The sequence below is a fragment of the Ponticaulis koreensis DSM 19734 genome, assembly GCF_000420665.1.
GTDB lineage: Bacteria > Pseudomonadota > Alphaproteobacteria > Caulobacterales > Hyphomonadaceae > Ponticaulis > Ponticaulis koreensis.
Genome location: NZ_ATVJ01000002.1, coordinates 163,208 through 189,915 on the forward strand (window position 1 = coordinate 163,208; position 26,708 = coordinate 189,915).

Consider the following 26,708-nt stretch of genomic DNA (forward strand, 5'->3'; position numbering starts at 1 on the left):
GTGCGCCGCATAAACTTAACAAGCGGGAGCTGTTAGAGCTTGTCTGGAGCAAGCCAATGACAGCTCTTGCGTCTGACTTCGGATTGTCTCCGAACGGTCTCGCAAAAATATGCGATCGCGTGGATATAGAAAGACCGCCCAAAGGCTTTTGGGCGAACGGTGTGTCTCCCGATATTGAAGCTCTGGTTGACGCTCTGGATGATCCCGACGAGGAAATCAGTATTGGTGGTCGTGTCAGTTCTTCACGGCGTTCTCGCACCCGTCTTCCATTAGCGCAGCGAAAACGTCAGGTTTTGGAAGAAGCGCGGAAAATCGCGACAACCGACGGGGTTCACGAGGTCTCTCTTCGACAGATCGCGAGAAACCTCGGAATCAGTGAAGCGCAGGCTCACAATTGCTATTCGACCCGCGAAGACATCCTGGTCGAACTTGCTTACGAGGAATATCAGGCTTTCGAGCGTGTACGGAAGCGTATCATTCCTCGTGGCACGACGCGTATTACCAAGATCGTGATGTCTTCTGTTTCATACCTCAGGGAAGCTGCTCGGCGCGGGCCACTGCTTCAACAGATTTCAGCTGACTCCAAGCTACGGAAAGCTATTGATGAACGGGCGAAAGCGGAGCGGGGCGAAGCGCTTGCGCGGCATGTGAATGTCATTGTGGAAAATACAAAGCTTTCGGAACAACAGGCTATTCTCAAAACCAAGATGATGTCAGCCTTTGTTCGTAAGGCAGGTCACCTTGTCGCGCAGAATCGTATTTCGCTCGAGCAGGCAGAAATCCTATGTGTGCCCGTCATTACAGACTCCGCGTTGAGCGATTAACCTGCCGGATAAACGGCATTGTGATACGTCATTGAATCGATGGCGCGTCTAAAACTGTCCTCCAACGTTTCCCTGCATATCTCAGCTTCAATCTGTCCGCTCCAGGCGAGTAACGCCGCTTCATCCGGCAGGGATTTTAGCATTACGATGCTTGAAATGGCCTCGCGTGATGACACTTTGAATAGTCTTTTCGCTGCCCGCGCCAGGGCATGAAGGCAGCTCACGGAAGCAGCTTGAAACGCTTCGTTCATCCGTCCGCTAAGAAATGAATCATTTGGCGCCAAGGCGAGCGTTGGCCCTTCCTCGAGCATTCCGTCAAAGTAAGCCAGGGCGCTTTGTGTCAACGCGTCCTTTTCAGATGGCGACCTTCGAGCCAGTTCATTCACCCTCGCTATTATCGATAAGTGGAGCTGAAGGACGCCGTTCATAAGATCATGCTGGGTCGGAAAGTGCGAATAGATCAAAGACCGACTCACATTCGCCTGGTCGGCGACTGCCGCCAGTGAAATGGGCATAACCCCGCCTTCCAGAAACACAGAGTTTGCCGCCCTTAGAATGCGACGCTGGCTCGAACTCAAGAGGTCTGATGTGTGGTTCATACCTGAACTTTCGCGGAATTTGTTCGCTTCTGTCCTACCGCCACACTCAGGCAATGACAAACGGGATTATTTAAAACCGGCAACAAATTCTATGAGATTAGTGAGACGCTCAGAGCAGATCTAACGAATCTGGTTTCGTGTTTAATTATTATTGAATACAGCCGGAGCACCACCTCCCGGATGCGTCGCAATTAGTGCGATTGTCATTGACCTCTAAACCTGTTCAGGATAATTTAAAATACGGAGGAAAATAGGAATCGATGACGAAAGAAAAAAACATTATTCCGTCGCGGCGTGGCTTCTTGAAAGGTTCGCTAGTTTTGACCGCTGGAGGCGTTGTTCTGTCCTCGTGCGGAGGCGCTGGCTCAGGCGGCCTTCAGTGCGCAACCAGCAGCTCGATCTCGCGAAGCGAAATGCTGTCTCGGGAAGGCCGGAGTTACGCGGAACTTTCCCGCGTTGATGGTCGAAACTGTCTGAACTGTGAGTTTTACAGCGGAACCGAAGAAAACTGTGGTGAGTGTCTGATCGATAGCCTTCCAGCAAATCCACTCGGACACTGCGTGTCATGGACCGCCAAACAGGCATAACAAAAATATTCGGGAGGATGATGTATGGCCGACAACTTCAGGCGCACCCTAATTTGTAGTGCGGCTGCTCTTGGACTCATTGGCGCGGCCAGCGCGCAAGAGTCGAGGGCCGCGGAAGCAAGAACTTTAGCCGATATCGCGGAACCGGCGCGGATCGCTGTGAGCGATCCTACAACGATTGGTCTCGCCTTTACGTATTTTTGGTACGATGTTCATGAGACACCGCAGGACTGTCCTGAAGGTTGGGCCATGGCATTACGTGATGTTGCCATCATGGATCTACCAGAGGAACGCCAGGAGTTTCTACTGAGACCTGAAAACCGCTCCACTTATTACCGGATGGGCTATGCTCTGTCTGCGCGACGTATGGCCGAACAGGGAGGCGAGTCAATCTGCAACATTCCGACATCATATGACGATCCTCCAATGCGGACTGTTCAAAGCGGAACTGCATATGGGCGCGATCTTGATGGTTTAGTATCAAATGGTTCGGATGCTGAGACATGTGGGACCGTGGATTTGACATCCCCGGACGGCACTCCCGGCGTAGATAACGAATTGTATCGCGTGATGGGATGTATCGATAGCTTCAGACGCGATCCGGAATTTGCGGGCGGCGCCATGGAGGATTACCATATTGGCTCCTATCGCGACGGCGAAACAACGACTCTCATGGAAATTCGTGGTGTTGATGATCGACAGAACGATGACTCCGTTGAGATTGGCGTTTATGCGAGTTTTGAACCGACGCTTTTTGATAGCGAAAAGAACGGCCTCCCATATGCCAGCATAACGGTCACAGACAATAAAACCTGGCATAGCCTTGGCACCGGACGTATCGTAGATGGCGAGCTGATTACGGACCCGTTTACGCTGCGAACGCGCCTGGGCTGGGCTGGGCGACCTGCCGAATACCTGATTTACGATACCATAATACACCTTGATCTGAATGAAGACGGATCAGCAGAGGGTGACCTCGTGGGTTATTTTGACCTCGATCACGCATACTGGAACAATTTCCATGATGCCGCGGGGGCGCTTCAGGTTGCTAACGGTTACACCTGTCCGGCTGTCTGGACGGCTCTGCAGGAGCACGCCGATGGCCACTATGACGAAGAGTCCGGTCGCTGCACGGCAATTTCAACTGCGATGCGAATTGAAGCAGTACCAGCATTCGTTATTCACCCTCCGGAAAACCAGCTCGTAGAATATGTAGTGGACACGTCAGACTATTACGGCGTGCCGGTTGAGCAGATCATGGTTGAAGGTGCAGAGCTCAGAGAACGTCAGGTTCGGAGTCTTGGACAGAGTGATGAAGAAGAAATGATGGAAGAGCTGATGGACGAGCTTAACGCCTCCGACAGCGATGATTCCGAAACATATTAAAAAAATACAGGGCGAGGAAATGGCCGGAATTAAAAGTTTGGTTCTTCCTGTGATCGGGGTCGGCGTGATTGCAACTGCAGTTCTCGCGATACCTTCCACGAGGGAAATGATTTTTGGTGGCGGCGGGTTCGAAGGTGAACTTCCGCCACCACAAATGAGGCGTCTGACGGAAGCTCAGTATCGTAACACTATCTCTGATGTGTTTTCCGAAGACGTGACAGTTGTAGGGCGTTTTGAGCCCGAAGTGCGGATGGATGGTCTCGGCGCGATCGGTGCGTCCCAGGCTTCTATTAGCGCCAGTGGCTACGAACAGTATTACGGAATTGCTGGTTCGATTGCCGACCAGGTTGTATCTGACGGCAATTGGGACACTTTCATGCCTTGTTCGCCAGCTGTGTCGGACGAATTCGATCTGCAGTGTGCGACGCAGATCGTCGCGCATTTTGGCGAGATGCTGTTCCGTCGCCAATTGTCTGAAGAGGACGTTCAACTTTGGACTGACGCCATGAACGCCTCAATGGATCAGATGGATACATTTGAGGAAGCGGCCGGACTTGTGATTGAAGGCATGCTGTCTTCGCCACAATTCCTCTTTATTATTGACCGCGTGGAAGAGGATGAACGCGGCAACGTTCAACTGACCAATCACTCGATGGCGGCACGTCTCAGCTATTTTCTTTGGAACTCTGCACCAGACGATGAACTTTTCAGAGCCGCACGCGCAGGAGAACTTCACACGCGGGAAGGACTTGCAGCTCAGGTTGAACGCATGATCGCGTCACCCCGTTTAAGCCAGGGAACACGCGCGTTTTATGACGACTTTCTGGATCTTTCGCGTTTCGCAACACTGGATAAAGACCGGCTGATTTATCCGGCATTCAATCAGGCTGTTGCGGAAGACGCACACGAACAGCTGATGATGTTTCTGGATTACCATTTGATCGACAATGAATCACCTTATCCTTCAATTTTTACCGCGAAAGAAACTTTCCTTACTCGGTCATTGGGGATGATCTACGCTGTTCCGGTCGTGCCATCGGAAGGCTGGGAACTCGTTCGGTTCCCTGAGGACGATATTCGTGGTGGAATTCTATCGCATGCGGGATTCACTGCGCTTCATTCGCATCCGGGCCGATCATCAGCGACGCTAAGAGGAATTGCAGTCAGACAGTCGCTGCTGTGTCAGACGGTGGCGCCTGCGCCTGCCGCAGTGAACTTCACCGTCGTTCAGGAAGTGGATAACCCTGAATTCCGAACTGCGCGAGCACGACTAACTCAACATCGTACCGACGCTGCTTGCGCAAGCTGTCATAAGTTTATCGACCCGATTGGTTTATCGATGGAAAACTTTGACGGTGCGGGCATGTATCGCCTCCGAGAACATGGCGAATTGATCGACACAAGCGGTGAAGTTGATGGCATCGAGTACGAAGATTTGCCTGCTCTCGAAAACATTCTGGCAAACCACGAGGCTGCCACATCATGCGTCGTAGAACGGTTGCAGCACTATGCGACGGGGCGCTCAAACACCCAGATCGATAGCTATTGGAACGTTGATCTTATGCGCCGTTTTGAACGTTCTGATTATAATTTTCGTGAACTGATGGCGACAATTGCTTCGAGCGAGGAGTTTTTCGCCGTCGCGTTGCCGCAGGCACAGGACCAAGAAGATCTTCAGCAGGCATCATTAAACGCACAGGAGAGGAATTCATGAGTATCGACAGAAAAAGTCTCTCACGCAGGTCGCTTCTGCGCGGAATGTTCCAAGGCACAGCCATTGGCGTCGGCCTACCATGGTTGGAATGCCTTGTTCCTTCAGCATTGGCCGAGGGCGGGGCGGTTCATCCTCTTAGATTCGGAACATGGTTTTGGGGACTTGGTGTTACACCCGGTCGCTGGACGCCGTCTGTAGGTGAGAATGGCGAACTCAATCTGCTGGCAGAATCTGCTCCTCTGGAGTCTGTAAAGCAGCATTTGAACTTCATGACAGGTTTTGATGCGATCCTCGACGGGCGTCCAAACCACGTTCACTTCAGCGGGACGTTTGCTCTACGCTCAGGCATTGCGTGTCAGAAGATCGGACAGGTGGAAGGCCCGACATTCGAAAATCACATCGCAGATCACATGAGCGCTTCCACACGCTTCAAAACGATTGATTTCGCTGCCACAGGCAATCCACGCGATGCGTACAGTTTTCGCTCGGCACAAGTGCGTAACACACCCGAAGCAACCCCAGTTGAATTATACAATCGTATCTTCGGCGCGGGCTTTCAAAGGCCTGGTGAGGGTGAATTCGAACCAGACCCGAGAACGCTTAGCAGACTCAGCGTCCTCTCCGTTGTTGGTGAGCAACGTCGCGCACTTGAAGCACAGCTTGGCAGAGAAGACCGTCAGCGTCTCGACCAATATTTCACGTCTGTGCGTGAGGTTGAACAGCAGCTGGAACTTCAGACTCAGGAGCCTGTTATCCCTGAAGCGTGCACAATTCCCGAGAGCCCTCTTCAGGCTGAAGGAAACTACGATCTAGCCAACGTGCATGCTAATCACGCGGTGATGTCACGACTTCTGGCGTTGGCCCTTGCATGTGATCAGACACGGAACTTCAATGCGCTATTCTCGAATTCAGCGTCCAGCCTCCACAGGAGCGGCGAGGCGAGTAGCCATCACCTGTTTACACATGAAGAGTTCACAGATTCCGATCTGGGCTATCAAGTCGAAACAAGTCACTTCGTCGTTGAAAACATGAAGGGTTTTGCGACCTTCATTGAGGCGCTCGCAGCTATCCCGGAGGGTGATGGCACTCTACTGGATAACACGCTCGTATTGGCGCATTCGGATACTTCATGGGCGAAAATCCACGCCGTTCAGAATATCCCAATGATGACGGCCGGCAGTTTTGGCGGGCGCGTGAAAACCGGGGAGAACATTGTAGCGAACGGTGATCCTATCACCCGTGTTGGCCTTACAATGCAACAGATCACCGGACTTCCAGTCGAAAGCTACGGTACACGTTCTATGGAAACAAGCAGCCCGGTTACACAGCTTTACGCATGATGCGTCACGAGTAAGTAGGAGAAGAATTTTGAAATTTGACTTTATTAAGTCAGCGGCCGGAAGAGTGTTTCTTCCGGCCTTCATTTTAACATTAGCCGCTTGTGGGGGAGGGAGTGAAGCGCCACGTGTTCTCACGCCCGAAGAGCAGGCAATCAAAGACCAAGTGGACGCGAGGCAGGCAAACTTCCAGGATTTAGGCGCGGCATTCAAAGCTGTGGGAGACGAGCTTCGTGCCGGACGCCCGACCAGCCCAACCGTGATCTTTTCGATTCAAGCCATTCGAAGCTATGCGCCGCAAATGCAAAGGTGGTTCCCAGAAGGCACCGGCCCTGACTCAGGCTTCGAAACAGATTCTTTAGCGGCAGTATGGGATAATCGTGAAGCTTTTGAGCAAGAGCTTGCTTCCTTCCAGAGTGTTGTTTCCGAATTCTCCGCAGCAGCTGCCGCGAACGATGGAGACGCTATCAGAGCTCAATTCAGGGTGGTAGGTGAGAGCTGCGAAAGCTGTCACGAGCGTTTCAGGGCTGAAGAATAGCGCCATCTTAGAAAAGTTTATCTACTGCGACCTCGCCGACTCATTCCGGCGGGGTTATTCATTTCAATCAAAGTGAGCAGGGAGATAACGCACGTGACGGATAAAACTTTTGAGGGCGCAAGGCTATTTGGGCTGCCTCACTCTTACTACACAGTCATTGCCCGCTCTTATCTCAGAATGAACCAGTTCGGTGTTTCTGAAGTCAGCTCTCGCCACCCGGATTTTGCTGAAAAGATTTATCCGCAAATCAAGCGCGGCATTATTCCTGTTTTGGAGCTGTCAGATGGCACGATCATTCAGGATAGCCTCGATATCATAGAGGCTGGAGAAGCGCTATCTCCCAAGTCTCCTGCTTTACCTGCAGATGCAGCGATGAGAAGCCTCGCTTATCTTTTCTTCCTATATGGCAGTCAGGCATTGCTTAAAGCTGCGATGCATTACCGGTGGACGTTCTATCCGGATCAAAAAGAGTTTCTGGACCACGCCTTTGGCCTGGCCCCTGATGATCCGTCCAGCGCCAAGGTCATGGATAAAATGCGCAGCTATTTGCCTATCCTTGGTGTCACAGAGCAATCCATCCCTCACATCGAGGCATCGTTCATCGAACTTTTGAAAGAGCTGGATGCCCATTTCAGTATCTACCCGTTTATTCTGGGGGTGGCGCCAACGCTCGCAGATTACGGAATGCTTGGGCCTTTATTCGCTCATCTTGGGCGTGATCCTGTTCCAGAAGCGATAATGAAGCGAGAAGCGCCGAATGTTTACCGCTGGACGGAGCGTATGAACGCTGGCGCCTACGATGTTCCGGAATACGTTCAGGGGGCTCCTGACGTCTCTTTGCAAAACATTCCCGACACCCTCCACGCCTTGATTGATTTCATCGGACGCGATTACAGCGATGAGATTTCCGACCGTTTCGACTTTATCCGAAAGTGGCTTCTGGAAAATAACCCCGTTGATGGCGAGCCGGTGTCGCCCAAGCCATCTCAGCGCGCGATAGGCGTGACCAAGGTTCGGTACGGCGACGGTCAGGTCCAGGTCGCTGTCCAGCCTTACATGCTCTATATTCAGCGCCGCTTGCAGGCATCAGTGAACGATGCCTCTGAAGAGTCGAAGCGCCTCATTACAGATATACTGAACCGGCATTCGCTGGCGATCCTTTTGGATCCACAGCTTCCGTACACCGTGGGTCGGAAACAGAATATCGAAATCTGGGAAAAAGTCTGACCACCGGGAAGGGTGGCGGATGAGGAGGGATTCGAACCCCCGGAACCTCTCGGTTCAACGGTTTTCAAGACCGCCGCAATCGACCACTCTGCCACTCATCCAGTCAGGTGTGCCGAAATGAAATAATTTTTGTCGTTTGGCAAGTGGCGAAAAGGGACAAAAAAAAATTTCCTTCGTTTTCGGCTTTACCTTAACACGAAATTCACCTCAGATTCATCGGCGTTCAGGTAATTCGAATAGTTAATTCGGTTCGAAAATGGGGCTTTATCGAGAAAAGCGTAAATAAAACCGCTCCTTTCGATTAACTCTTTGAGAAATTTCGGTCCGTACGGTCAAAATCGGCCAGGAGAAAAATAAAACCGGCCAGCTCCTTGCAACAGGCGAGGGGTGTTTAAAATCGAGACCAAGGGAAGACCAGATATGTCCCTGACCAACAAAAACGCCCTCAACAGGGCTGTAGCCGTCGCACTGATGATGGGTACTGCGCTTACCAGCCAGGCTAGCGCCGCCGATCGCAACTCCGCGCCTATCCGTTACGGACACGAGAGTGCAACGCAACGTAGTCAGCCGCAAACCTCAGGACAACAATTCGCATCTGCGCGGCATCATGCTCGCCGTTCAGTTCGCTCCAACGTTTTCGCATATCCAGATGAGCCGCTTCCTGGCTCCCTCCGTCCGGAACCGGCGCTCCAGCGTACCGCGCAGTTTGATGCCGTCACGCAGGCGGGCCTGCCATATGTCGATCCGGTTGACTATGCGAGCTATGTAAAGGTTGGGAATCCTTACACGATCAACGGCATCACGTATGTGCCGGAAGAAAACCCGTTTTACGACAATGTTGGCATTGCGTCCTGGTATGGACCAGGCTTCCACGGTCGCCTGACTGCGAACGGCGAAACATACGATATGTATGATTTCACCGCAGCGCACCCGACCCTGCCACTGCCAAGTTATGTTGAGGTAACGAACACACAGACGAATGAAACCGTTATTGTTCGTGTGAATGATCGTGGACCTTTTGCACGTGGTCGTGAAATCGATCTGTCTCACGCAGCTGCTGAACGCATCAGCCTGATTGAACCGGGCAGCGGTGAAGTTCGTGTACGGTATATCGGTCCGGCGCCCCGCGCAGAACATGCACCGCCAATCCAGCAACCTTATCCATATGAAACCGAGCTATTCGACGTAGCCTACCACTCAGAACAAGCTCCGATTATGCCAGCCACAGTTATGGAATCGGTTCCATCACACTATGTGCAGCTGAGCTCGTTTCGTGATCGCTCAAACGCAGAAGCATTCCGCACAGAAGTATCGCAGCTCAATTCCGACGTGAATGTGGTCTTCGCTACGGTGAATGGTTCACGTTACTATCGCGTCGTTCTAGGCCCTTATGCGACCGAAGATGCGGCTCGCAATAACCAGCAGACGATGGCGCGCCTCGGACATGAAGGTATTCTCATCGAAAATCCGTAAAGAACGTCCGGCTTTCCTTGATTTAGACACCATTCAGCGGCACTCCTTTCAGGGGTGCCGTTTTCATGTGAAAGTAGTGGAATGAAACAAATTTCTTCTGTGATTCTATCGCTCTGCGCGGGTGTATGCGCCGCGTTTCCCGCTGCGGCTTTCGAAACTACGGCTGCGCAGGCAATTATCGTCGATCACGAAACCGGCGTTGTTCTGTACTCGCACAATGCTGACGAGCCGATGGTCCCTGCGTCTATGACGAAGATTATGACCGCCTACATGGTATTTGAACGGCTGGCTGATGGTCGCCTGCAGCCTGATGACACCTTCACAGTCAGTGAGCGCGCATGGCGTGAAGGTGGTTGGGCTTCTGGTGGCTCGACCATGGGATTGGCCATTGGCGAAGAAGTGAGCGTCATGGACCTACTTCACGGAATTATTGTGCAGTCCGGTAATGACGCGTGCATTGTCGTTGCTGAAGGCATTGCGGGGTCCGAAGAAGCTTTCGCGCAGCTCATGACCGCCAGAGCACAGGAACTCGGGCTCGATAGCGCTGAATTCCACAACGCTACCGGCCTCTATTCTGAAGGTCACGAGATCAGCGCCCACGATCTGGCGACCCTAGCTCAGCTCACCATCGAGAATTTCCCGGACTATTATGAAATTTATTCCGTTCCGGCGTTTGAATGGGGCGGCATTCGTCAGCCCAACCGAAACCCTCTGCTTTCGCGCTTCCAGGGTGCGGACGGCATGAAAACAGGCCATCTGTCGGCTTCAGGCTATGGCCTTGTAGGCTCCGCAATTGAGAATGGCGTTCGCCGGAACATCGTCATCAATGGTCTGGAAAGCGAAACGGAGCGCGCGCGTGAAGCTGAACGCATCATGAGGTCAGCCTTTCGCGAGTTCTCTATTGCTACACCGTTTTCGGCTGGAGATGCACTCGCTGATGTGCCTGTCTGGTTGGGCACAGAGCCAACCGTGTCTGTAGTGCTGACCAACGATGTTACGATCGCCTTTGCGAGTGCGGAGCGAAACAACCTTCGCGCTGAAATCGTGCTGACCGAGACCGTCTCTGCCCCCGTCTCAGAAGGCGATATTATTGGCCAGTTGGAAGTCTCCAATGGTGATGCGCTTATCGGAGTATACCCGGTAGCTGCGGCTACTGGCGTCTCGAGGGCGGGATTGCTCGCGCGGGCGATAGAAGGTTTGTCCCAGAAGATTCTTCCGCAATAGGTGGCGGGTGACAAAGAACCTTTTCATATCGTTCGAAGGCGGCGAAGGCGTGGGTAAGACGACCTTGCTCACGGGCTTGGCCTCTCGATTGGAAGGCCGTGGCGCAGACGTTGTCCGCACCCGTGAGCCAGGTGGAACGCCCATCGCAGAAGCATTACGTAATGTTTTGCTCGATCCTAGGTTCAATGAGGAAGATGCCTCGCCGACTACAGAAGCACTTATTCTGGCTGCGGCACGGCGGAACCATGTCGAGCAAAAGATTGATCCTGCGTTGAAGAATGGCAACTGGGTATTGTGTGATCGTTACATCGACTCTACGCGCGCCTATCAGGGGAGCCGGATCAGCGGTTCAGACCTTGAAAAAATAGAAGCGCTCGCGACCGGTGGCTTGCTGCCTGATCTTACAATTCTTCTTGATGCAGAACCGTCTGATTTGCTTGAAAGGCGCCAACAACGCGGGCAAAACACCGATCGCTTTGAGCGACGGTCGATTGAATACCACAGAACAGTGCGAAAGCGGTTTCTGAACATCGCGTCGGCTGAGCCGCATCGGATCGTGGTACTCAATGCGCTGCAGACGCCGGATGAACTGATTGACGCAGCAGACGAAATCATTACATCGACCATCACAAAGGTCGAATAAAGCGATTATGAAAAAGCTTCTCGGACACGATATCGCTGTTTCAGCCTTCCTTGACCGTTTTAATAGCGGTCGTTTTCCACATGCATGGCTCTTTGAAGGACCGGTTGGAGTCGGCAAGGCTCATGCTGCTCGCATGTTGGCATCTGTCGTTTTGGGCGGAGACTATCAACTTGGGGAAGGATCGCTGACTGTCAACGACGAGGATGAGATCGCGCATAAGATTGCGACTGGAGCTCACCCTGACTTCCGACAGGTGCAACGAGTACCTGATAACAACGGAAAAATACCACAATCTATTTCTGTCGACGTCATCCGTGACATGAACGGTTTTTTCGAACTGAGAGCGGCTCAGGGAGGCTACAGGGTCGCCATTGTAGACTCTGTGGATGAGCTCAATGCGAACAGCGCCAACGCCTTGTTGAAGACGCTCGAAGAACCTCCGGAAAAATGTCTTCTTATGTTTATTCATCACGGATCCGCGAGTTTGTTGCCGACGATCAGGTCTCGTTGCGTGAAATTGAATTTCAGCCGTTTGAAAGACGCCGATCTCAGAGCTTGCCTGGGCGATGACGATATCAACGAAGAGCTGCTCATTTTGTGCGAGGGGTCACCTGGGCGCCTACGAGAAATGGCGGCTCTTGATGGCGGGGTTGAGATGTTACGTGACTTGAAAGCGGCCATGGTAGATTGGCCAGGCATTTCAGCTCACCGAATGCCGTCAGTCATGGCAAAGATCAGTAAAACTGAATTGCATCTGGAGCTCGCGTCGAGTTTTCTAGCAAAGAAATTCTCGGACATGGCTCAGAGCGAGTCGTCTGGCCGTGCCAGATCATTATACGCGTCCTACTGGTCCAGACTCTACAATGTCCGAACTAAAGCGCGGCGATTAAATCTCGATCTGGCGGAACAATCATCGCAGCTTCTAGGTTTGGTGCGTGACTTGTCTAATGAAATGAGAGCTACGGCCTGATGCTGTTTGATACCCACGTAAATCTGCATGGTGAAGTTTATGATGAAGACCGGGAAGACGTCCTGAAGCGTGCACGGGACGCTGGAGTAACGCGGTTTCTTTCTATCTGTGACAAACCCGAAAACATCGAAGCCATCGCCGAGATCACAAAGCAGAACTCCGACATGTGGCGTTCTGTAGGCTGCCATCCGCACTATGCCAAAGATCACCAATGGCTTACGTCAGATTGGCTCGTAGAGCGCGCGGTGGATCTGAAGGTCGTCGCCATCGGCGAAGCTGGAATGGATCAGCATTACGGGTATAGCGACGTCGATGATCAGAAGAAGGTCTTCAGCGCACAGATTGAAGCTGCTCAGGAAACAGGGCTTCCGGTTATCGTTCATACGCGCGAGGCGGACGAGGAAACCGGTGATTTGCTGGAACAACACTTCAAGCGAAAGCCATTCGGTATTCTCATGCATTGCTATACCAGTGGCGAAAAACTGGCCCGGCGCGCAGTCGAACTTGGGGCTTATTTTTCCGTTTCTGGAATTGTGACGTTCAAAAACGCGCACGATGTGCGCCACGTAGCTGAGCTATTTCCGGATGATCGGATTATTCTTGAGACCGACTGTCCGTATCTGGCGCCCGTACCAATGCGTGGGCGCCGCAATGAGCCTGCGTATCTAGAGCACATTTGCAAGTATGTCGGCGATTTCAAAGGTTGGGGCTTTGAGGAAACGGCAGAAAAAACCACGCAAAATGCTCTGCGTTTGTTCTCAAGGATATCCACAAGCGAGGAAGCGGCCTGATGGAGCTGAAATTTACGCTCCTCGGCACTGGATCGTCCGGCGGCGTACCTCGAATTGGGAATGACTGGGGAGTGTGTGACCCAGACAATCCACGTAACAGACGCTCGCGGTGTAGCGCCCACGTAGAAATTAAAAATAGTGAGGGCAAGGTTGTGTCGCTGCTCATCGACACGTCACCCGAGGTGCGCGAGCAGCTTCTTCGAAATGATATTAGAACCGTCGACGCCGTGCTCTACACCCACGCGCACGCCGATCAGGCGCATGGTATCGATGACCTGCGCGTTCTCGTATATGAGCAACGCAAGCGAATGCCAATCTATGCCGATGATTTCACAATGAGGGATCTGACAGAACGGTTCAGTTATTGCTTTCGTCAGCCTGAGCAGTCCTCGTATCCGCCAATACTCGACGCAAAGCCGGTGATTGAAGCCTATCGACCGTTTGTGGTCGAAGAGGGTGCTTTTCCCGTCCACATTATGCCCGTGGATCAGGAGCATGGGTCCATCAGGAGTCTGGGTTTCAGAATTGGAAATTTCGCATACTGTAATGACGTTGCGAAATTACCGGAGGCATCATTAGAAAGGCTGCACGGTCTGGATGTGATTGTGCTGGATGCATTGCGTTACGCTAAACATCCGTCGCATGCCAATTTGGAACAAGCGTTGGATTGGGTTGAAACATTAGCGCCAAAGCGGGCAGTTCTGACTAATCTTCATATCGACATGGACTATGAAACGGTGATGCGAGAAACGCCCGCCCATGTAAACGTAGGATATGATGGTTACGCAGGCTTTGTTTCCCATAATATTGATTATGCGTATTTTTAGTTTCAGCTAGCGGAGCGCTCTATGACAAAGCAAATCAATCGACTGCGCGGCATTATGAAGGCCCTACGTACACCGGTTACGGGCTGTCCGTGGGATCTCGAGCAAGATTTTAAAACTATAGCTCCCTACACGATTGAAGAAGCCTACGAAGTAGCCGATGCGATTGAACGGGAGGACTATGATGAACTAAAGAGTGAACTCGGAGATTTGTTGTTCCAAGTCGTGTTCCACTCTCAAATGGCGAACGAGAGCGGCTACTTTGATTTTGACGATGTTGCAGAGGCGATCTCTAATAAAATGGAAGTTCGCCACCCGCATGTGTTCGGAGATGCAGAGCATCGCGATGCAGATGCGCAAACCATCGCGTGGGAAGAGCAAAAGGCCAAGGAGAGAGCCGACATCGGTTCTGGCGATAAGCCCGTCGGCGCCCTCAGCGGCGTAGCGCGTACGCTTCCAGCTATGATCCGCGCTCAGAAGCTTCAGAAACGTGCAGCTCGTGTCGGATTTGACTGGCCTGATGTCAAAGCCGTGTTGTCAAAAGTGGATGAGGAACTGACGGAAGTGAAGGAAGCAACCTCTTCCGGCAATCTACGGCACATTGAAGAAGAGCTGGGCGACTTGATGTTTGTGCTCGTGAATGTGTGCCGGAAATCTGGCCTCCAAGCTGAGGACGTTCTTAAAAAAGCGAATGCAAAATTTGAAGGACGTTTCGAAGCAATGGAGTCGGCTGCGCGAGCTGAAGGAACTGACTTTGAGACCTTATCTCTTAAGGAACAGGAAGCGCTGTGGCAGCGCGTTAAAGGTGCACAGCAGCAGTAAGCATGAGCCCCCGCTAGGCTTTGCTTATGACAACGTCCGAAAACCTGGAATTCAACTGTCCAAAAGCCCTCGCATCCAATCGCACGGTTGCCGTTGTCTGCATGCTATCAGCATCATCTTCGATATCAAAAACTTCTGTGTTCCGATAAAGCCAACTACGAACTTTGCCCGAGTTTGTATCGAACCTTATCACATAACTCTGAGTATGTCTATAGATAATTGTTTTTATTGAAGATTTAAGTTCTTCAAGGCCTTTTCCCGTAGTAGCTGAGATAAATACCCTCTCCCTCCCCGTCAGCGGGTCCTCGCCTCTTGCTTCTAGGCTTTCACGTTCAGCCTCATCTAAACGATCAATCTTGTTCCAGACGTCGAGGATAGGTGGAAGCGTGGTACCGACCATTTTTTCAAGGCTGTCCAAAATCTCGATGACGTCTTCCGATTGTTGGTATACATCCGGTGATGACGCATCGTGTACATGCAGGATGATGTCAGCCTCGACGGCTTCCTCGAGCGTGCCTTTGAAGGACTCAATCAAACTGGTTGGCAGGTCTGTTATGAAGCCGACAGTGTCGACAAAGGCTGCCTTATGGTTGGAATCCAATTCGATTGCCCTGATCGTGGGATCAAGCGTTGCGAAAGGCATGTCCTTCGCGAAAACGTTCGCTGATGAAAGCGCGTTGAACAGTGTTGATTTTCCGGCGTTCGTGTAGCCCACCAAAGCGATTACAGGCAGGTCGCGGGACTTGCGATCTGACCGCTGGACATTTCTCGTTCGTTCGACTTCCGATAATTGCTTTTTGAGTCGCAGCAAAGCGCCGTCAATCATTCTGCGGTCGGATTCAATCTGCGTTTCGCCGGGACCGGCGATGAAGCCACGTCCACCACGCTGGCGTTCCAGGTGGGTCCAGGTTCGCACAAGACGTGATCTCTCATAGGCCAGCCGTGCTGTCTCTACCTGCAACCGGCCGGCCTTTGTGCGGGCACGCAAACCAAAAATCTCGAGAATAAGTCCCGTACGGTCGATTACCTTACACGACAGATAGCGCTCAAGATTACGTTGTTGGATTGGCGTTAGATTACCGTCGACGACGAACAGCTCGCATCGGCTCTGTTCCAGCTCTTGTCGAATATTATCGAGAATTCCCGACGAGAAAAGGTGCGAGGGACTTGGATTTCGAATGTGCACTGTTTTTACAAACGCGCACTCGCTCCCGAGGGCTTCTACGAGCCCTCGAGTTTCTTCTTCACGAAGCGTTTGGCGCACAACTGCCCTGCCCTCTATCAGAGGGATCACAGCGGCTGAGACAACCGGTTCCGAATTAGCGTCTGTTGACGAAATCAACCGTGTCCGTCGTCCATGTCATCAGCTTCGAAGAGCTGAACTGGCTGCATTGGCATGATCGTAGAGATCGCATGCTTGTAAACCAGTTGAGGTGGACGGCCGTCGCCACGCAGGAGCACACAAAAGTTGTCAAACCAAGTGACAACGCCCTGCAGTTTTACGCCATTCACAAGGAAGATTGTGAGCGGAGTACGCGATTTGCGGACGGCATTTAGGAATGTGTCTTGAAGATTTTGTTTTTTGTCCGACGACATCCTGGAGTCTTTCTTATTTTCAATTTGGATCTAGGCTCTGACTACTGCGCTAACTTTTTTATCGATAAATCGCAACGGGTTCTGTTGTCGCAAACGCGAAATACTGTGTGCTGCATAATAAAAAACTTAAAATAGACCACGAAATCCTGATTAGCGGTCGCTGAAAAACAAAGACGCAAGCAAAAGAAGCTCCAATCGCCCCAATACCATAAAGATGGATAGAATCAGTTCGGAAAAAGTGCGCGACCATGAGTTATCGATCCATTCGAGTGTCAAAAGCGCTGCCGAATTCGTAATGCTACCGAGCGACGACACGATTGCTTGCTCAAAGGTCGCCCCATTGAGGGCAAGAATGGCAGCAAGGACAATGGAGAGCATCGCAAAACCGACAAGATAAGCCCAGACGGTGAGAACAAATCTGGCCGGTATCTGGGATTCGTTTGCCTGAGCGCGTGTCACTGCATGAGGTTGTGCTAGCTTGGAGAATTCATTCCCAGCCTGACTCAGCAAAACGAGCATCCGATAGATTTTCATGCCTCCGGTCGCAGAGATTGCAGCCCCGCCAATAAAACCAAAAAACAGCAGAACGGGCACCGGAATATCAAGAAGATGTCCAGGAGAAATAAACAAGCCCGATGTGGACATGATGGAAACAGCGACGCCGATCGCGGTCGCAAGATGATGCTGGCCGTCGAACAGAACAAAGATCAGAGCGGACAAAATTACTGCAATGGTCGCCAATGTGATTGTTTCAGCATCGAACAGAAGCTCAAGAGGCTTCCGTGGCGAATTGAATATCAGAACAGCATTCAACATTCCGATGAACATCGTGACGATTAGAACTGTTGCCCCGAATGTCGACATTGAATCTGCGGCCTCATCGATTCCGAAAACTCGCCCTGACGTTACAGCGCTGACCGACAAGCCGAATGCTTCTCTGATCGCATAGCCATCGATCAATAACAAAGCTCCGGAGACGACAGAGAGCACCAAGACAAGAGCGCCGACTGCCCAAAAAATTCGAAACAATCCCTGGTGTGCAATACCCGGTAATGAAATAGCGGTCGTCTTAGCATCAAGGCCTGGCACAGACGTGCCGACCATTCTTACGACCATGACCATGCCGCCAATAGACAGGATTGCGCCAGTGAGGTGAAGAATACCCCTCCACGCAAACAAGCTTGCAAGCAGGCTGAACTCCTCCGGTAGTAAGCTTGTTCCTGTTGTCGTCGCGCTCGAGACCGACTCGAACAGGGCGACCACCAAGCGATCGCCGGCAGCATTCACAAAGGGAATCGCTCCGAGAAATGCCAGCGATATCCATGCCGCTATCAAAAAGCCGATAACATCCCGTGGCCGGGCTTCTGACGTGCGGTGACCTTTCGATGCAATGCGGAATACAGCGCTTCCCACTAAGAGAATGGTCAATACGAGGATGAACAAGGACGCCTGAACGTAATGGTCATTTCCGAACGCCCAGAGCGCGCAAAGCGTCGTGGGCACAGCGAGAGCTGCGAAAAAGCCGCTGAGCGCGCGTATCAGGATAATCCAGTTCACAGATCGGCGATCTTTCTTCTATCCGAGGAAATATGCAGAGCTCGCGCGGAAAAGCTTTTCTACCTTTTTGACGCGATCTTTCTCATAGAACAGGACTACGCGGTCGCCGACTTTGACCTTCAGGCCCTTTTTCGGCATCAGCACCTCCCCATCACGTAGCAAACCGCCGGCGACGACGCCTTCAGGCAGTGTGTCGCGCGTAAGGTCGCTCTCCAGAAGCAGGGAATGCTCAAGCACTTCGCCTTCGGCGAGTTCCCCTCTCCCGCCCGCAATCGAGAAAAGAGACAGGATACGTCCACGACGCAAGCGCAGAAGAATTTGTGAAACGGTGACGGCACGTGGGTCAACCATCACATCGACATCCAGCGGTCGATGTATCATTGCAAGCTCGGGCGCATTCACCAGTGAAATTGTCTTTTTAGCGCCCAGGCGTTTTGACATAGCAGATGCGAGCAGGTTCACCTTGTCGTCATTCGTCAAACTGATCACGGCGTCCGCTTTATCAATTCCTGCTTCCTGAAGAATCTCCGGGTTGAGGCCGTCTCCGTGGATAATGATCGAACGACTTAATTGCGCCGCTGCGCGTTCCGCGTTTTTCAGATCACTTTCGATCAAGCGAACCTTTCGGCCCTTTCTCTTCTCAAGCTGTTCGGCGACATACATGCCGATATTACCGCTACCGAGAATGATGACCCGCTGGTCTCCACCGGGGTTAATTCCAAGAAGTTCGGTTAGTCTGTCTGTTTGCTGGGTTTCAATAGCGAGATAGACTTTGTCGCCCTCAATCAATTGGTCAGAAGGCCGTATTGCAAACAAATGGTCGTTTCGAAGGACCGCAAGAATCTGGATATTTAAGCCCGGGAACAGCTCATCCAATTGTGAAAGAGTCGTGCGCGCCAGCGGCATATCTTTGTGGACATCAAGACCCACAACGCGGATTTTATTATTCGAAAACGGGACGGAAAAAAACGCACCCGGCGTTTCAAGCCGCTGAATAACAGAATCGGCAACGGCTTTTTCAGGCGAGATAACGACGTCAATCGCCAGACCATCTCGGCCAAACAGATCGCCAGATCGTTTACTAAAATATGCGCGAGACCGAATACGAGCAATCTTCGTCTGAACCTGAAAGAGAACGTGAGCGACCTGACATGTAACCATATTGACTTCGTCGGAATACGTGACCGCGACCAGCATATCAGCGTCATCGGCGCCCGCGGCGCGAAGCACCTGCGGGTGCGCTGCATGACCGGTAAAGCCCTGCACTTCCAGCTCAGACGTAATGGACTGTATGAGAGCCGGATCTTCATCGATCACAGCGACGCTGTGCCCATCCAGCGAAAGACGGCGCGCAATCCCCTGTCCCACGCGGCCGGCACCACAGATGATAATTTTCATGTCCCGAACCTAGTCTCGCGTAGAGTTAGATGGATCGACACCAAGAGACTTGAGTTTCCGGTGCAATGCAGACCGTTCCATTCCGATGAACGCGGCCGTCCGCGAGATATTCCCGCCAAAACGCGTAATCTGCAAGGAAAGGTATTCCTTTTCGAATTGCTCTCGTGCGTCCCGCAGAGTCATTCCGATGACTTCGAGCGATGTTTTTGGTTTGGCCTCGCGTCCATACTCGGTCTCGTCGTTTGGTAGCTCGTGTGGTTGGACCGAACCCCGATTCTCACCGGAGAGGATGAGTACGCGCTCAACAATGTTTTTCAGCTGCCGCACATTTCCCGGCCATGGCGCAGACTGAAGAACAGCCAATGCCTCATCACTGAACATTCTCGGACTGAGGCCGAGAGAACTTCGGGATCGCATGACGAAATGGCGGACCAGATCCGGAATGTCTTCCCGACGGTCTGCGAGGGAAGGCACTGAAAGAGGCACGACGTTGACGCGGAAAAACAGGTCCTCACGGAAATCTCCGCGTTCAATCTTTTGTTTCAGGTCGGACGTAGTCGAGCTTATCAGCCGGACGTCTACAGTCACGTCTGCTTTGCCTCCTACACGTTTGAATCGTTGCTCAGTCAGCACCCGCAGTATCTTGTTTTGTGTGCCGAGCGGCATTTCGCCAATCTCATCAAGAAACAGTGTTCCGCGATGAGCTTGCTCGAAGAGCCCAACAGCCTGAACTTTTCCGTCCACGTCTTCACGGCCAAATAGTTCCACTTCCATCTGGTCAGGTGTGATGGACGCAGCATTGACGGCGATAAATGGCCTGGAGGATCTTTTCGAGTTTTCGTGAATAACTTTTGCAGCGAGTTCCTTACCTGATCCTGGCGGTCCTGAAATAAGGATTCTTGAATTGGTGGGCGCAACCTTTTCGATGGACTGACGAAGCTGGGTCGCTGCGGCAGAATTGCCTAATAGCTCGTCACCGACAGACTCGTGCACTTTAAGCGCGGTATTCTCGCGCTTTAGCGCTGCTGTCTCCAGAGCACGCTCCACTATGACCAGAAGTCTGTCTGATTTGAACGGCTTCTCGAGAAAGTCATACGCGCCGCGCCGAATGGCAGTGACGGCGGTCTCGATAGACCCGTGACCGCTAATCACAATTACAGGCATGATCTCGTCGATGGACTTCAGGTATTGAAGCATCTCAAGGCCGTCCATGCCGCTACCCTGAAGCCAGACGTCTAGCACTACAAGGTCGGGCTTACGCTCAGAGATTGCCGCTAACGCACCTTCAGCGGTTGAAGCCGTGCGGACGATATACCCTTCATCCTCAAGCACTCCTCCAACGAGGTCGCGGATATCAGGTTCATCATCAACAACTAGAACTTCTGCAGACATTACACACGCTCCTCCGAAAGAGCCCAGCTAGATACAGTTTCTTCAGACGGACCCGAGATAGGCAACTGAACCGCCACTCGAGCTCCACATTTTCCATCTTTACGGTCGAGCAACGTCAGGTGCCCACCGTGATCCAATACAATCCGGTTCACGATAGCGAGGCCGAGGCCGACTCCCTGCTCCCGTGTTGTAAAATACGGTTCCAGGAACTGGCTCCGATTTTCGCGTGGAAAACCCGGCCCAGAATCTTCGATTTCTACCGTGACCGTATCGCTGGTCGCTTCCACGCTCACGATGATCTCTGGCTTGTCGTCTTCGATGGTTTCGATGTCTTCGAAACGACGACGGACTGCTTCGCCAGCATTTTTGATCAGGTTTGTCAGGACTTGCCCCAGTAATCGATCATCGCCCGCCATTTCCACATTCCGCAGCTCCGATTTGAGGCTGATATTGATTTCTGGAAGCGTCAGTCTGTTGCCAAAAATAGAACTGCGCACGATTTCCATAAGATCGAACTCGCGCACCTCAGGTTTTGGCATCCGAGCAAAGGAAGAAAATTCTTCTACCATCCGGCCAATATCAGTGACCTGACGAAGGATTGTGTCGGTACATTTGTCGAAAACCGTATCGTCTTCATCAATCAGCTTGCGATAACGACGCTTAAGACGCTCTGTTGATAATTGGATCGGAGTAAGCGGGTTTCTGATTTCGTGCGCGATTCTGCGCGCCACGTCTCGCCAGGCCGTCTGCCTCTGAGCGTTGATAAGACGGGTATTGTCATCGAATGTAATGATACACCCCGGTTCTTCACCTGCTTCCGGTGAGATCCTCAGGACGAAGTGTGTCTGAGAGCCTCCTTCGTCGATGACGATTGTCTTCTCACGTCGTGAATTGTCTTCCAGAGCATCGGCGACCAGTTGTGCGAACTCAGGAAGGACCTCGAAGAGGCAAACTTCTCCATCACTATCAAGTTGAGGAAACATCCCTCTCGCCGACCGGTTGGCGAGAGTTACACGTAAATTCTCATCGGTGCGAACAACGCCGGCAGACACCCCTTCAAGCACTGTTTCAATAAATCGGGAACGCTCAATGGCATCCCTATGCGCCAAATCGATAGTGTCACGTTGCTCAAGCAGTTGCTCGGTCATTGCGTTGAAAGATGCTGTGAGGTCTGCAACTTCATTATCGCTCGTTGGCATCGGAACCTGAGCCTTGAGGTAACCGCGCCGAACATCGTCGGCAGCATCAGCAAGACGAAGGATCGGGCTGGAAATCTCCGCCGCTGATCGAACGCCGAACCTCAGGAAGAACAAAAGAATTAGCACTGTAATCTGGATGAAACCGAGTAAGAAGATCACTTGCAATCTGCGGCTACGGTCTTCTGCAAGACGGTAGTCGCTAACAGTTTGTTCTGCCTGAACAAGGCTTTCTAGCATTTGAGGTGCGATTGGGCGCGCGGTGTAGAGATACGTTTCGTCAAACGCTTGTAGCTTATAGAGCGCCCAGAACTGGGACGTAGAGTTATCTAATCGCACAGCAACATCACCTGCTTGCGCTGTTGCAAACATATCTGCACGAGGCGGCTGGAATGACCGTCGGCTCTGCGCGTCGGTGGCCAGAACGATATCTCCAGTCTCGTTCAATAGAAACGCGCCCGGAAACTCACGAAAACTCGCTTGCTGAACCAAGAACTCGGTGAAAATCTCGGGCTCAGTTTCAAAACCGACGACGGCCGCGTTCAAGTCGAGCCCCATAATTCCGACATCAAGCCTGATGTCATCGGCGATAGACTGAAGGTTTGATCGCGCGACATCCGCACTTGTCTCAACGATGCTCTGAATTCGCTCGGAGAACCAATTTTCAATGCCTCGGTTCAGAGATGTACCCAAAAACAATGCGACGAGAATCGCCGGCATGACGGCAGCGAATCCGAAAGACATTGCGAATTGTCTGGCGAGCTTTCCGCTGCCCTGTGCGCGAGTGGATGTTTCGCTTTGTTTGGACAGGGCGTAAAAGTCACGGATGACATAAAACGCCAGAGCTCCGATCAGGATGAAGTTTACAATCTGGAGCCCGATCATGGATGCAGAAGCAGGCCTGATCGGGCCAAATCCAGAAAAAGAAACCAAGGTTACGATAACGGCGATAAAGCTCGCCAGAAGGAACACAAACTGCGTCCATCGACCAAAAAAACGGAATACTGACTGATCAAGAATACGCAGCAATGGCAATCTTCCGTTGCGTTACCACCGGGCAACACTGTTTCACAATTGCCACACTAACTGATCACTCAGGAGATGCAATCTCCAAGGTGTTGATTTTACTACGAAGCGTATTCCTATTCATGCCGAGCAATTGAGCGGCCCGGACTTTATTTCCACCAGTAACATTAAGTGCCAGCTCAATCAAAGGGCGTTCGACCATCGAAACGACGTCATGATAAATCGTGCCTTCGCCTTCACTAAAGGCCCGCAGGTCTGGTTCAACGTGCTCTCGAAGAAGATCGCGGAGTTTCTGTTCGAAGCTCGCGCCATTTTCTTTAGGGAGCCTACGTTCGGACACCAGTGACGTCTGAACAAGGTCCTCGCTAATGATCGGCTCTGATGAAAGGGCGATCATACGCATAACTACGTTCTGAAGCTCACGCACATTGCCTGGCCAGTCATGAAGCGACAAACGCTTGAGCGCCTTCGCGTCTATTGTCTTTTGGCCAAGGCCGTCCATTTCCGCACGTTTGAGGAAACGTTTTGCCAGCTCTGGAATGTCGTCTTTGCGCGCACGAAGCGGGGGAATCGCAATCGTGACTACGTTCAAACGATAAAACAAATCATTCCGGAACGACCCTTCTTCGATCAAAGATCGCAAATCGCGAGACGTGGCAGCAATGACCCGGGTCGTAGACACATCTACCTTATTAGAACCAACCGGCGAAAACTCGCCATTCTGAAGGAAACGAAGCAGCTGCGTCTGTGCATCCAGAGGCATATCGCCGACTTCATCGAGGAAAAGTGTGCCACCGTCGCTTTGCGCGACCTTACCCGGAATAACCTTACCGTCAGAACCGACAACGCCGAAAAGCTCGGCTTCAATCCGGTCGCGCTCAACAGCGGCCATATTCACTGGTACAAATGGCTTGGTTTCGCGATTACCGAGGTCATGAATGGCGCGCGCAATCGTTTCCTTACCGGTTCCCGATTCGCCTTCGATCAGGATTGTAAGAGCCGTATTCTTTACGCGCGACATTGTGCGAAAGACTTCCTGCATCGCAGCGGATCGGCCAATCACAGCCTCGGTGAGTCGAGGATCTGATACCCGTACCGGTCGATCCAGCTTTTTCTGACCTTCGCGAGACTGAAGCGCTCGTTTCGTCATCTGAGCAAGCTCGTCGATATCAAACGGCTTTGGCAGATAATCGAATGCACCGTGCTCAGTAGCAGACATTGCTGTCATGAGCGTGCTTTGTCCGCTGATTACGATAATTGGCAGCTCCGGGCGTTCAGCGCGAATTTCCGGCATGATATCGAAAATGCATTCATCGCCCATATAGACGTCAGTGATGAGAAGATCTCCGTCACCATTTCGAACCCAACGCATGAGCGCAGTCGGATTGGTTGTCGATCGCACCGCATAGCCCTCAGCAATAAGGGTTTGGCTGGCGATAAGACGGATACCGGCATCGTCGTCGGCGAGAAGTACTGTTGCCTGACTCATTATATTTTATCCTGCAGGTTCTCTTTGAAGTGGGAGAATAAGATCGAACTGCGTCCGTCCTGGACGACTGGTGAAAGACAAGCGCCCCCCGTGTGCGTGCGCAATGTCCTGACATACAGAAAGGCCAATACCTGTTCCGGATGATTTTGTTGAAAAGAACGGCTTGAAGACCTGTTCCTGATTGCCGCCCGGAATTCCGGGGCCGTTATCCCGCACTCTGATAAGAAGAGCTGCAGAATAGCGGCGCTCATTTCCCGGTCGTGGAAGCTTGATACCAGCCTGATAGGCCGTCGAAACCTTAACTTCTGAATATTCCTGGCCACTCACGGCCTCAGCCGCATTCTTTACGATATTGAGGATGCATTCGTGCAAATGGTCTCGGTCGGCAGAAATCTCCGGAAGAGATGGATCGAACGCCTTCTTAAAGGTCACGGCAGGAGACGCTACCGATTGCATTGCAATAATTTCATCCAGAACTTCGTGGATATTTATGCTGGTGAAGCGCGGTGCGTTGTAGAGTTCGAACGCTGTAAACCTGTCGATTAACCGACCGATGCGCTGCGCCTCTGAACGAATGAGCGAAAGAAGTTCCGATTGATCTGAACGGCAAGACCGTTCCATCAGCTGAGCTGCACCAGATATGCCGCCCAGAGGATTTTTAATCTCATGTCCGAGCATGCGAGCAAATGTTGCGAGACCTGACGGGTCCTGAGCTTTACGCTTGGAACGCGGCAGTAGCGCAATGTTAATACGCGCCGTCGTCGTATCGATACTCATCCGGACATCGAACTTCTTTGGCTCGGAAAACGGGCCGCTGACAGTTATGCCGGAAGCTGAGACGTCGCTGGTATCGTTGATCAGTCGATCTACCAGTTCGAAAATCTCACAATCGTGGAAAAGAATTTCAGACAGGCGACGTCCGACTAATTTATCGAGACCTCCACCCAAAAGACTCTGGGTTTGCAGGTTCGCGCAAAGTATCCGCTGACTATCGTCTATTTGAAAAAGCGCTAGCGGGGCGTCAAGCGCCAGGCTGCTCAGATTCTCAAGAGCGGATGAATCGGCAGGATAATCGATCATGCTGCAACTTGTCCTTCAGCCATAAAGCCGTTGAGTGTTGAAACGAGGTCATCTGGTGATTGAGATGTCAGAACGCTTTTTCGCATTTCTGCGGATAATGATACATCGAAATCATTTCGCCAGCCTTCAAGCGCCTCCACAATATGCTTGCGAACGACCTTCATACCGACGCGCTGCCCGTAGAGTTCGACGGAGTCTCTGGCCTGTTCGGCCAGGCTTTCGATTTGAAGTCCAAGACCCGGGGTATTGTATTCCCGGCCGTTCAAACTCGCCTGGAGTTGCGCAATAAACCATGGGCGCCCAGTCGCGGCGCGACCGACCATGACCCCCGCAGCTCCGGACAGTTTCAATGCTTCCTTCGCGCTTTCAAGGCAGACAATGTCACCGTTTGCGATTACCGGTAGGTCGACAGCGTCGACCACTGGCCTGATTGCAGCCCAGTCGGCTTCGCCGTCATAGAAGTCCTGCCTTGTTCGTCCGTGAACGGCGATAAGCTCGACACCGACGTCTTGCGCTCTGAGCGCAAGCTCAACCGCCGTCATTTCATCGCGGTCCCATCCAAGACGCATTTTCAGAGTGACAGGAAGTCCCTGCGCACCATCTATGACGGCCTCAATTAGGGTCTGAGCATGCGCAGGGTCACGCATAAGCGCAGAGCCGGACAGGCCGCCTGTGACACGACGTGACGGACATCCCATATTGATATCGATGATATCAGCCCCCGCATGCCGAGCGCGTTCCGCTCCGTAACGCAAGGCTTCCGCTTCCCGTCCAACCAACTGCACAGTATGGATGCCCGGGTAATGTCCAACAACGATACGATTTTCGCTATCCTGGTTGCCGTTGCGCAAATCATCACCCGCGACCATTTCTGTAATGGTCGTTTCGGCACCGAACTTCATGACTTGTTTTCGGAACGGAGCATCAGTCACACCCGACATCGGGGCCAGAAAGACTGGTGTCTCATTTCGCGAAAATGCGTATGGTCCCATTGTCACCCCCATCTGCGCACTGC

The 26,708-nt window shown here is 52.1% G+C and carries 23 protein-coding genes and 1 tRNA gene; 13 read left to right on the plus strand and 11 right to left on the minus strand.

Annotated elements, in window-relative coordinates; translation table 11 throughout:
• Positions 1-56 precede the first annotated feature (56 nt).
• Entirely contained in the window at positions 57-824 is a 768-nt protein-coding gene (locus G523_RS0112630; protein ID WP_022695427.1) for a TetR/AcrR family transcriptional regulator, read from the plus strand.
• Here the strand turns inward: G523_RS0112630 and G523_RS0112635 are convergent.
• Positions 821-1,423 carry a TetR/AcrR family transcriptional regulator gene (locus G523_RS0112635; RefSeq protein WP_022695428.1) on the minus strand — a complete coding sequence of 201 codons (603 nt, stop codon included), beginning with the start codon at positions 1,421-1,423 and terminating at the stop codon, positions 821-823. The two genes, G523_RS0112630 and G523_RS0112635, sit on opposite strands and share 4 nt — an antisense overlap.
• Positions 1,424-2,169: 746 nt before the next feature.
• On the opposite strand from G523_RS0112635, the gene G523_RS0112645 reads away from it, so the two are divergent.
• From G523_RS0112645 to G523_RS0112665, 5 genes are all read left to right on the plus strand, one after another.
• Positions 2,170-3,396 (plus strand): hypothetical protein, encoded by a 1,227-nt coding sequence (locus tag G523_RS0112645; RefSeq protein WP_155802723.1) that lies wholly within the window; start codon positions 2,170-2,172, stop codon positions 3,394-3,396.
• A 19-nt stretch (positions 3,397-3,415) separates the two neighbouring features.
• A complete protein-coding gene (locus G523_RS19240) occupies positions 3,416-5,110 on the plus strand; it encodes a DUF1592 domain-containing protein (RefSeq protein WP_022695431.1) in 1,695 nt (564 codons plus the stop codon).
• Positions 5,107-6,450: a DUF1552 domain-containing protein gene (locus G523_RS0112655; RefSeq protein WP_022695432.1), complete on the plus strand. Its 1,344-nt coding sequence runs from the start codon at positions 5,107-5,109 to the stop codon at positions 6,448-6,450. Before G523_RS19240 ends, G523_RS0112655 begins: the two co-directional genes overlap by 4 nt.
• Positions 6,451-6,478: 28 nt before the next feature.
• On the plus strand, positions 6,479-6,985 hold the full coding sequence (locus tag G523_RS0112660; RefSeq protein ID WP_022695433.1) for a c-type cytochrome: 507 nt from the start codon (positions 6,479-6,481) through the stop codon (positions 6,983-6,985).
• Positions 6,986-7,078: 93 nt separating this feature from the next.
• Positions 7,079-8,212, plus strand: a complete 1,134-nt coding sequence (locus G523_RS0112665; protein WP_022695434.1) for a glutathione S-transferase family protein — start codon at positions 7,079-7,081, stop codon at positions 8,210-8,212.
• A gap of 13 nt (positions 8,213-8,225) precedes the next feature.
• On the opposite strand, the gene G523_RS0112670 is transcribed toward G523_RS0112665, so the two are convergent.
• Positions 8,226-8,313: transfer RNA gene (locus tag G523_RS0112670), tRNA-Ser, on the minus strand.
• A 319-nt stretch (positions 8,314-8,632) separates the two neighbouring features.
• Here G523_RS0112670 and G523_RS19245 point away from each other — a divergent pair.
• From G523_RS19245 to mazG, 7 genes are all read left to right on the plus strand, one after another.
• The gene (locus G523_RS19245) at positions 8,633-9,685 is read left to right on the plus strand and encodes a septal ring lytic transglycosylase RlpA family protein (protein ID WP_022695435.1); all 1,053 of its coding nucleotides are present in this window, start codon (positions 8,633-8,635) and stop codon (positions 9,683-9,685) included.
• Between the two features lie 81 nt (positions 9,686-9,766).
• Positions 9,767-10,909 carry a D-alanyl-D-alanine carboxypeptidase family protein gene (locus tag G523_RS0112680; RefSeq protein ID WP_022695436.1) on the plus strand — a complete coding sequence of 381 codons (1,143 nt, stop codon included), beginning with the start codon at positions 9,767-9,769 and terminating at the stop codon, positions 10,907-10,909.
• Positions 10,910-10,916: 7 nt separating this feature from the next.
• The gene (gene tmk / locus G523_RS19250) at positions 10,917-11,552 is read left to right on the plus strand and encodes a dTMP kinase (protein WP_022695437.1); all 636 of its coding nucleotides are present in this window, start codon (positions 10,917-10,919) and stop codon (positions 11,550-11,552) included.
• Positions 11,503-12,522 carry a hypothetical protein gene (locus G523_RS20415; protein ID WP_155802726.1) on the plus strand — a complete coding sequence of 340 codons (1,020 nt, stop codon included), beginning with the start codon at positions 11,503-11,505 and terminating at the stop codon, positions 12,520-12,522. Before tmk ends, G523_RS20415 begins: the two co-directional genes overlap by 50 nt.
• Positions 12,522-13,313, plus strand: a complete 792-nt coding sequence (locus G523_RS0112695; RefSeq protein WP_022695439.1) for a TatD family hydrolase — start codon at positions 12,522-12,524, stop codon at positions 13,311-13,313. The genes G523_RS20415 and G523_RS0112695 overlap by 1 nt, the downstream gene beginning before the upstream one ends.
• Positions 13,313-14,140: an MBL fold metallo-hydrolase gene (locus tag G523_RS19260; protein WP_022695440.1), complete on the plus strand. Its 828-nt coding sequence runs from the start codon at positions 13,313-13,315 to the stop codon at positions 14,138-14,140. The genes G523_RS0112695 and G523_RS19260 overlap by 1 nt, the downstream gene beginning before the upstream one ends.
• Before the next feature lie 21 nt (positions 14,141-14,161).
• Positions 14,162-14,959 carry a nucleoside triphosphate pyrophosphohydrolase gene (gene mazG / locus G523_RS0112705; RefSeq protein ID WP_022695441.1) on the plus strand — a complete coding sequence of 266 codons (798 nt, stop codon included), beginning with the start codon at positions 14,162-14,164 and terminating at the stop codon, positions 14,957-14,959.
• A 13-nt stretch (positions 14,960-14,972) separates the two neighbouring features.
• On the opposite strand, the gene hflX is transcribed toward mazG, so the two are convergent.
• The 9 genes from hflX to G523_RS0112750 all read right to left on the minus strand — a co-directional run bounded on the left by hflX (position 14,973) and on the right by G523_RS0112750 (position 26,685).
• A complete protein-coding gene (hflX, locus tag G523_RS19265; protein WP_233347301.1) occupies positions 14,973-16,223 on the minus strand; it encodes a GTPase HflX in 1,251 nt (416 codons plus the stop codon).
• A gap of 74 nt (positions 16,224-16,297) precedes the next feature.
• A complete protein-coding gene (gene hfq, locus G523_RS0112715; protein ID WP_022695443.1) occupies positions 16,298-16,555 on the minus strand; it encodes an RNA chaperone Hfq in 258 nt (85 codons plus the stop codon).
• Between the two features lie 150 nt (positions 16,556-16,705).
• Positions 16,706-17,998 (minus strand): TrkH family potassium uptake protein, encoded by a 1,293-nt coding sequence (locus G523_RS0112720; RefSeq protein WP_162141051.1) that lies wholly within the window; start codon positions 17,996-17,998, stop codon positions 16,706-16,708.
• Positions 17,999-18,130: 132 nt separating this feature from the next.
• Positions 18,131-19,510 (minus strand): Trk system potassium transporter TrkA, encoded by a 1,380-nt coding sequence (gene trkA, locus G523_RS0112725; protein WP_022695445.1) that lies wholly within the window; start codon positions 19,508-19,510, stop codon positions 18,131-18,133.
• 9 nt (positions 19,511-19,519) lie between these two features.
• A complete protein-coding gene (gene ntrX / locus G523_RS0112730; RefSeq protein ID WP_022695446.1) occupies positions 19,520-20,902 on the minus strand; it encodes a nitrogen assimilation response regulator NtrX in 1,383 nt (460 codons plus the stop codon).
• Positions 20,902-23,127, minus strand: coding sequence for a sensor histidine kinase NtrY-like (locus tag G523_RS19270; RefSeq protein WP_022695447.1), 2,226 nt, complete (start codon positions 23,125-23,127; stop codon positions 20,902-20,904). Before G523_RS19270 ends, ntrX begins: the two co-directional genes overlap by 1 nt.
• Before the next feature lie 61 nt (positions 23,128-23,188).
• Positions 23,189-24,613, minus strand: coding sequence for a sigma-54-dependent Fis family transcriptional regulator (locus G523_RS0112740; protein WP_022695448.1), 1,425 nt, complete (start codon positions 24,611-24,613; stop codon positions 23,189-23,191).
• 6 nt (positions 24,614-24,619) lie between these two features.
• Positions 24,620-25,693: a two-component system sensor histidine kinase NtrB gene (locus G523_RS0112745; RefSeq protein ID WP_022695449.1), complete on the minus strand. Its 1,074-nt coding sequence runs from the start codon at positions 25,691-25,693 to the stop codon at positions 24,620-24,622.
• On the minus strand, positions 25,690-26,685 hold the full coding sequence (locus G523_RS0112750; protein WP_022695450.1) for a tRNA dihydrouridine synthase: 996 nt from the start codon (positions 26,683-26,685) through the stop codon (positions 25,690-25,692). Before G523_RS0112750 ends, G523_RS0112745 begins: the two co-directional genes overlap by 4 nt.
• Between the last annotated feature and the right edge of the window lie 23 nt (positions 26,686-26,708).

Excerpts from the sequence above, each read along its gene's own strand:
- hfq (WP_022695443.1), bottom strand. The coding sequence starts at position 16,555 with ATGTCGTCGGACAAAAAACAAAATCTTCAAGACACATTCCTAAATGCC.
- G523_RS0112630 (WP_022695427.1), top strand. The coding sequence starts at position 57 with ATGACAGCTCTTGCGTCTGACTTCGGATTGTCTCCGAACGGTCTCGCA.
- G523_RS0112695 (WP_022695439.1), top strand. The coding sequence starts at position 12,522 with ATGCTGTTTGATACCCACGTAAATCTGCATGGTGAAGTTTATGATGAA.
- G523_RS19245 (WP_022695435.1), top strand. The coding sequence starts at position 8,633 with ATGTCCCTGACCAACAAAAACGCCCTCAACAGGGCTGTAGCCGTCGCA.
- mazG (WP_022695441.1), top strand. The coding sequence starts at position 14,162 with ATGACAAAGCAAATCAATCGACTGCGCGGCATTATGAAGGCCCTACGT.
- G523_RS0112655 (WP_022695432.1), top strand. The coding sequence starts at position 5,107 with ATGAGTATCGACAGAAAAAGTCTCTCACGCAGGTCGCTTCTGCGCGGA.
- G523_RS19260 (WP_022695440.1), top strand. The coding sequence starts at position 13,313 with ATGGAGCTGAAATTTACGCTCCTCGGCACTGGATCGTCCGGCGGCGTA.
- G523_RS0112745 (WP_022695449.1), bottom strand. The coding sequence starts at position 25,693 with ATGATCGATTATCCTGCCGATTCATCCGCTCTTGAGAATCTGAGCAGC.
- trkA (WP_022695445.1), bottom strand. The coding sequence starts at position 19,510 with ATGAAAATTATCATCTGTGGTGCCGGCCGCGTGGGACAGGGGATTGCG.
- G523_RS0112740 (WP_022695448.1), bottom strand. The coding sequence starts at position 24,613 with ATGAGTCAGGCAACAGTACTTCTCGCCGACGACGATGCCGGTATCCGT.
- G523_RS0112750 (WP_022695450.1), bottom strand. The coding sequence starts at position 26,685 with ATGGGACCATACGCATTTTCGCGAAATGAGACACCAGTCTTTCTGGCC.
- G523_RS19240 (WP_022695431.1), top strand. The coding sequence starts at position 3,416 with ATGGCCGGAATTAAAAGTTTGGTTCTTCCTGTGATCGGGGTCGGCGTG.
- G523_RS0112680 (WP_022695436.1), top strand. The coding sequence starts at position 9,767 with ATGAAACAAATTTCTTCTGTGATTCTATCGCTCTGCGCGGGTGTATGC.
- G523_RS0112635 (WP_022695428.1), bottom strand. The coding sequence starts at position 1,423 with ATGAACCACACATCAGACCTCTTGAGTTCGAGCCAGCGTCGCATTCTA.
- ntrX (WP_022695446.1), bottom strand. The coding sequence starts at position 20,902 with ATGTCTGCAGAAGTTCTAGTTGTTGATGATGAACCTGATATCCGCGAC.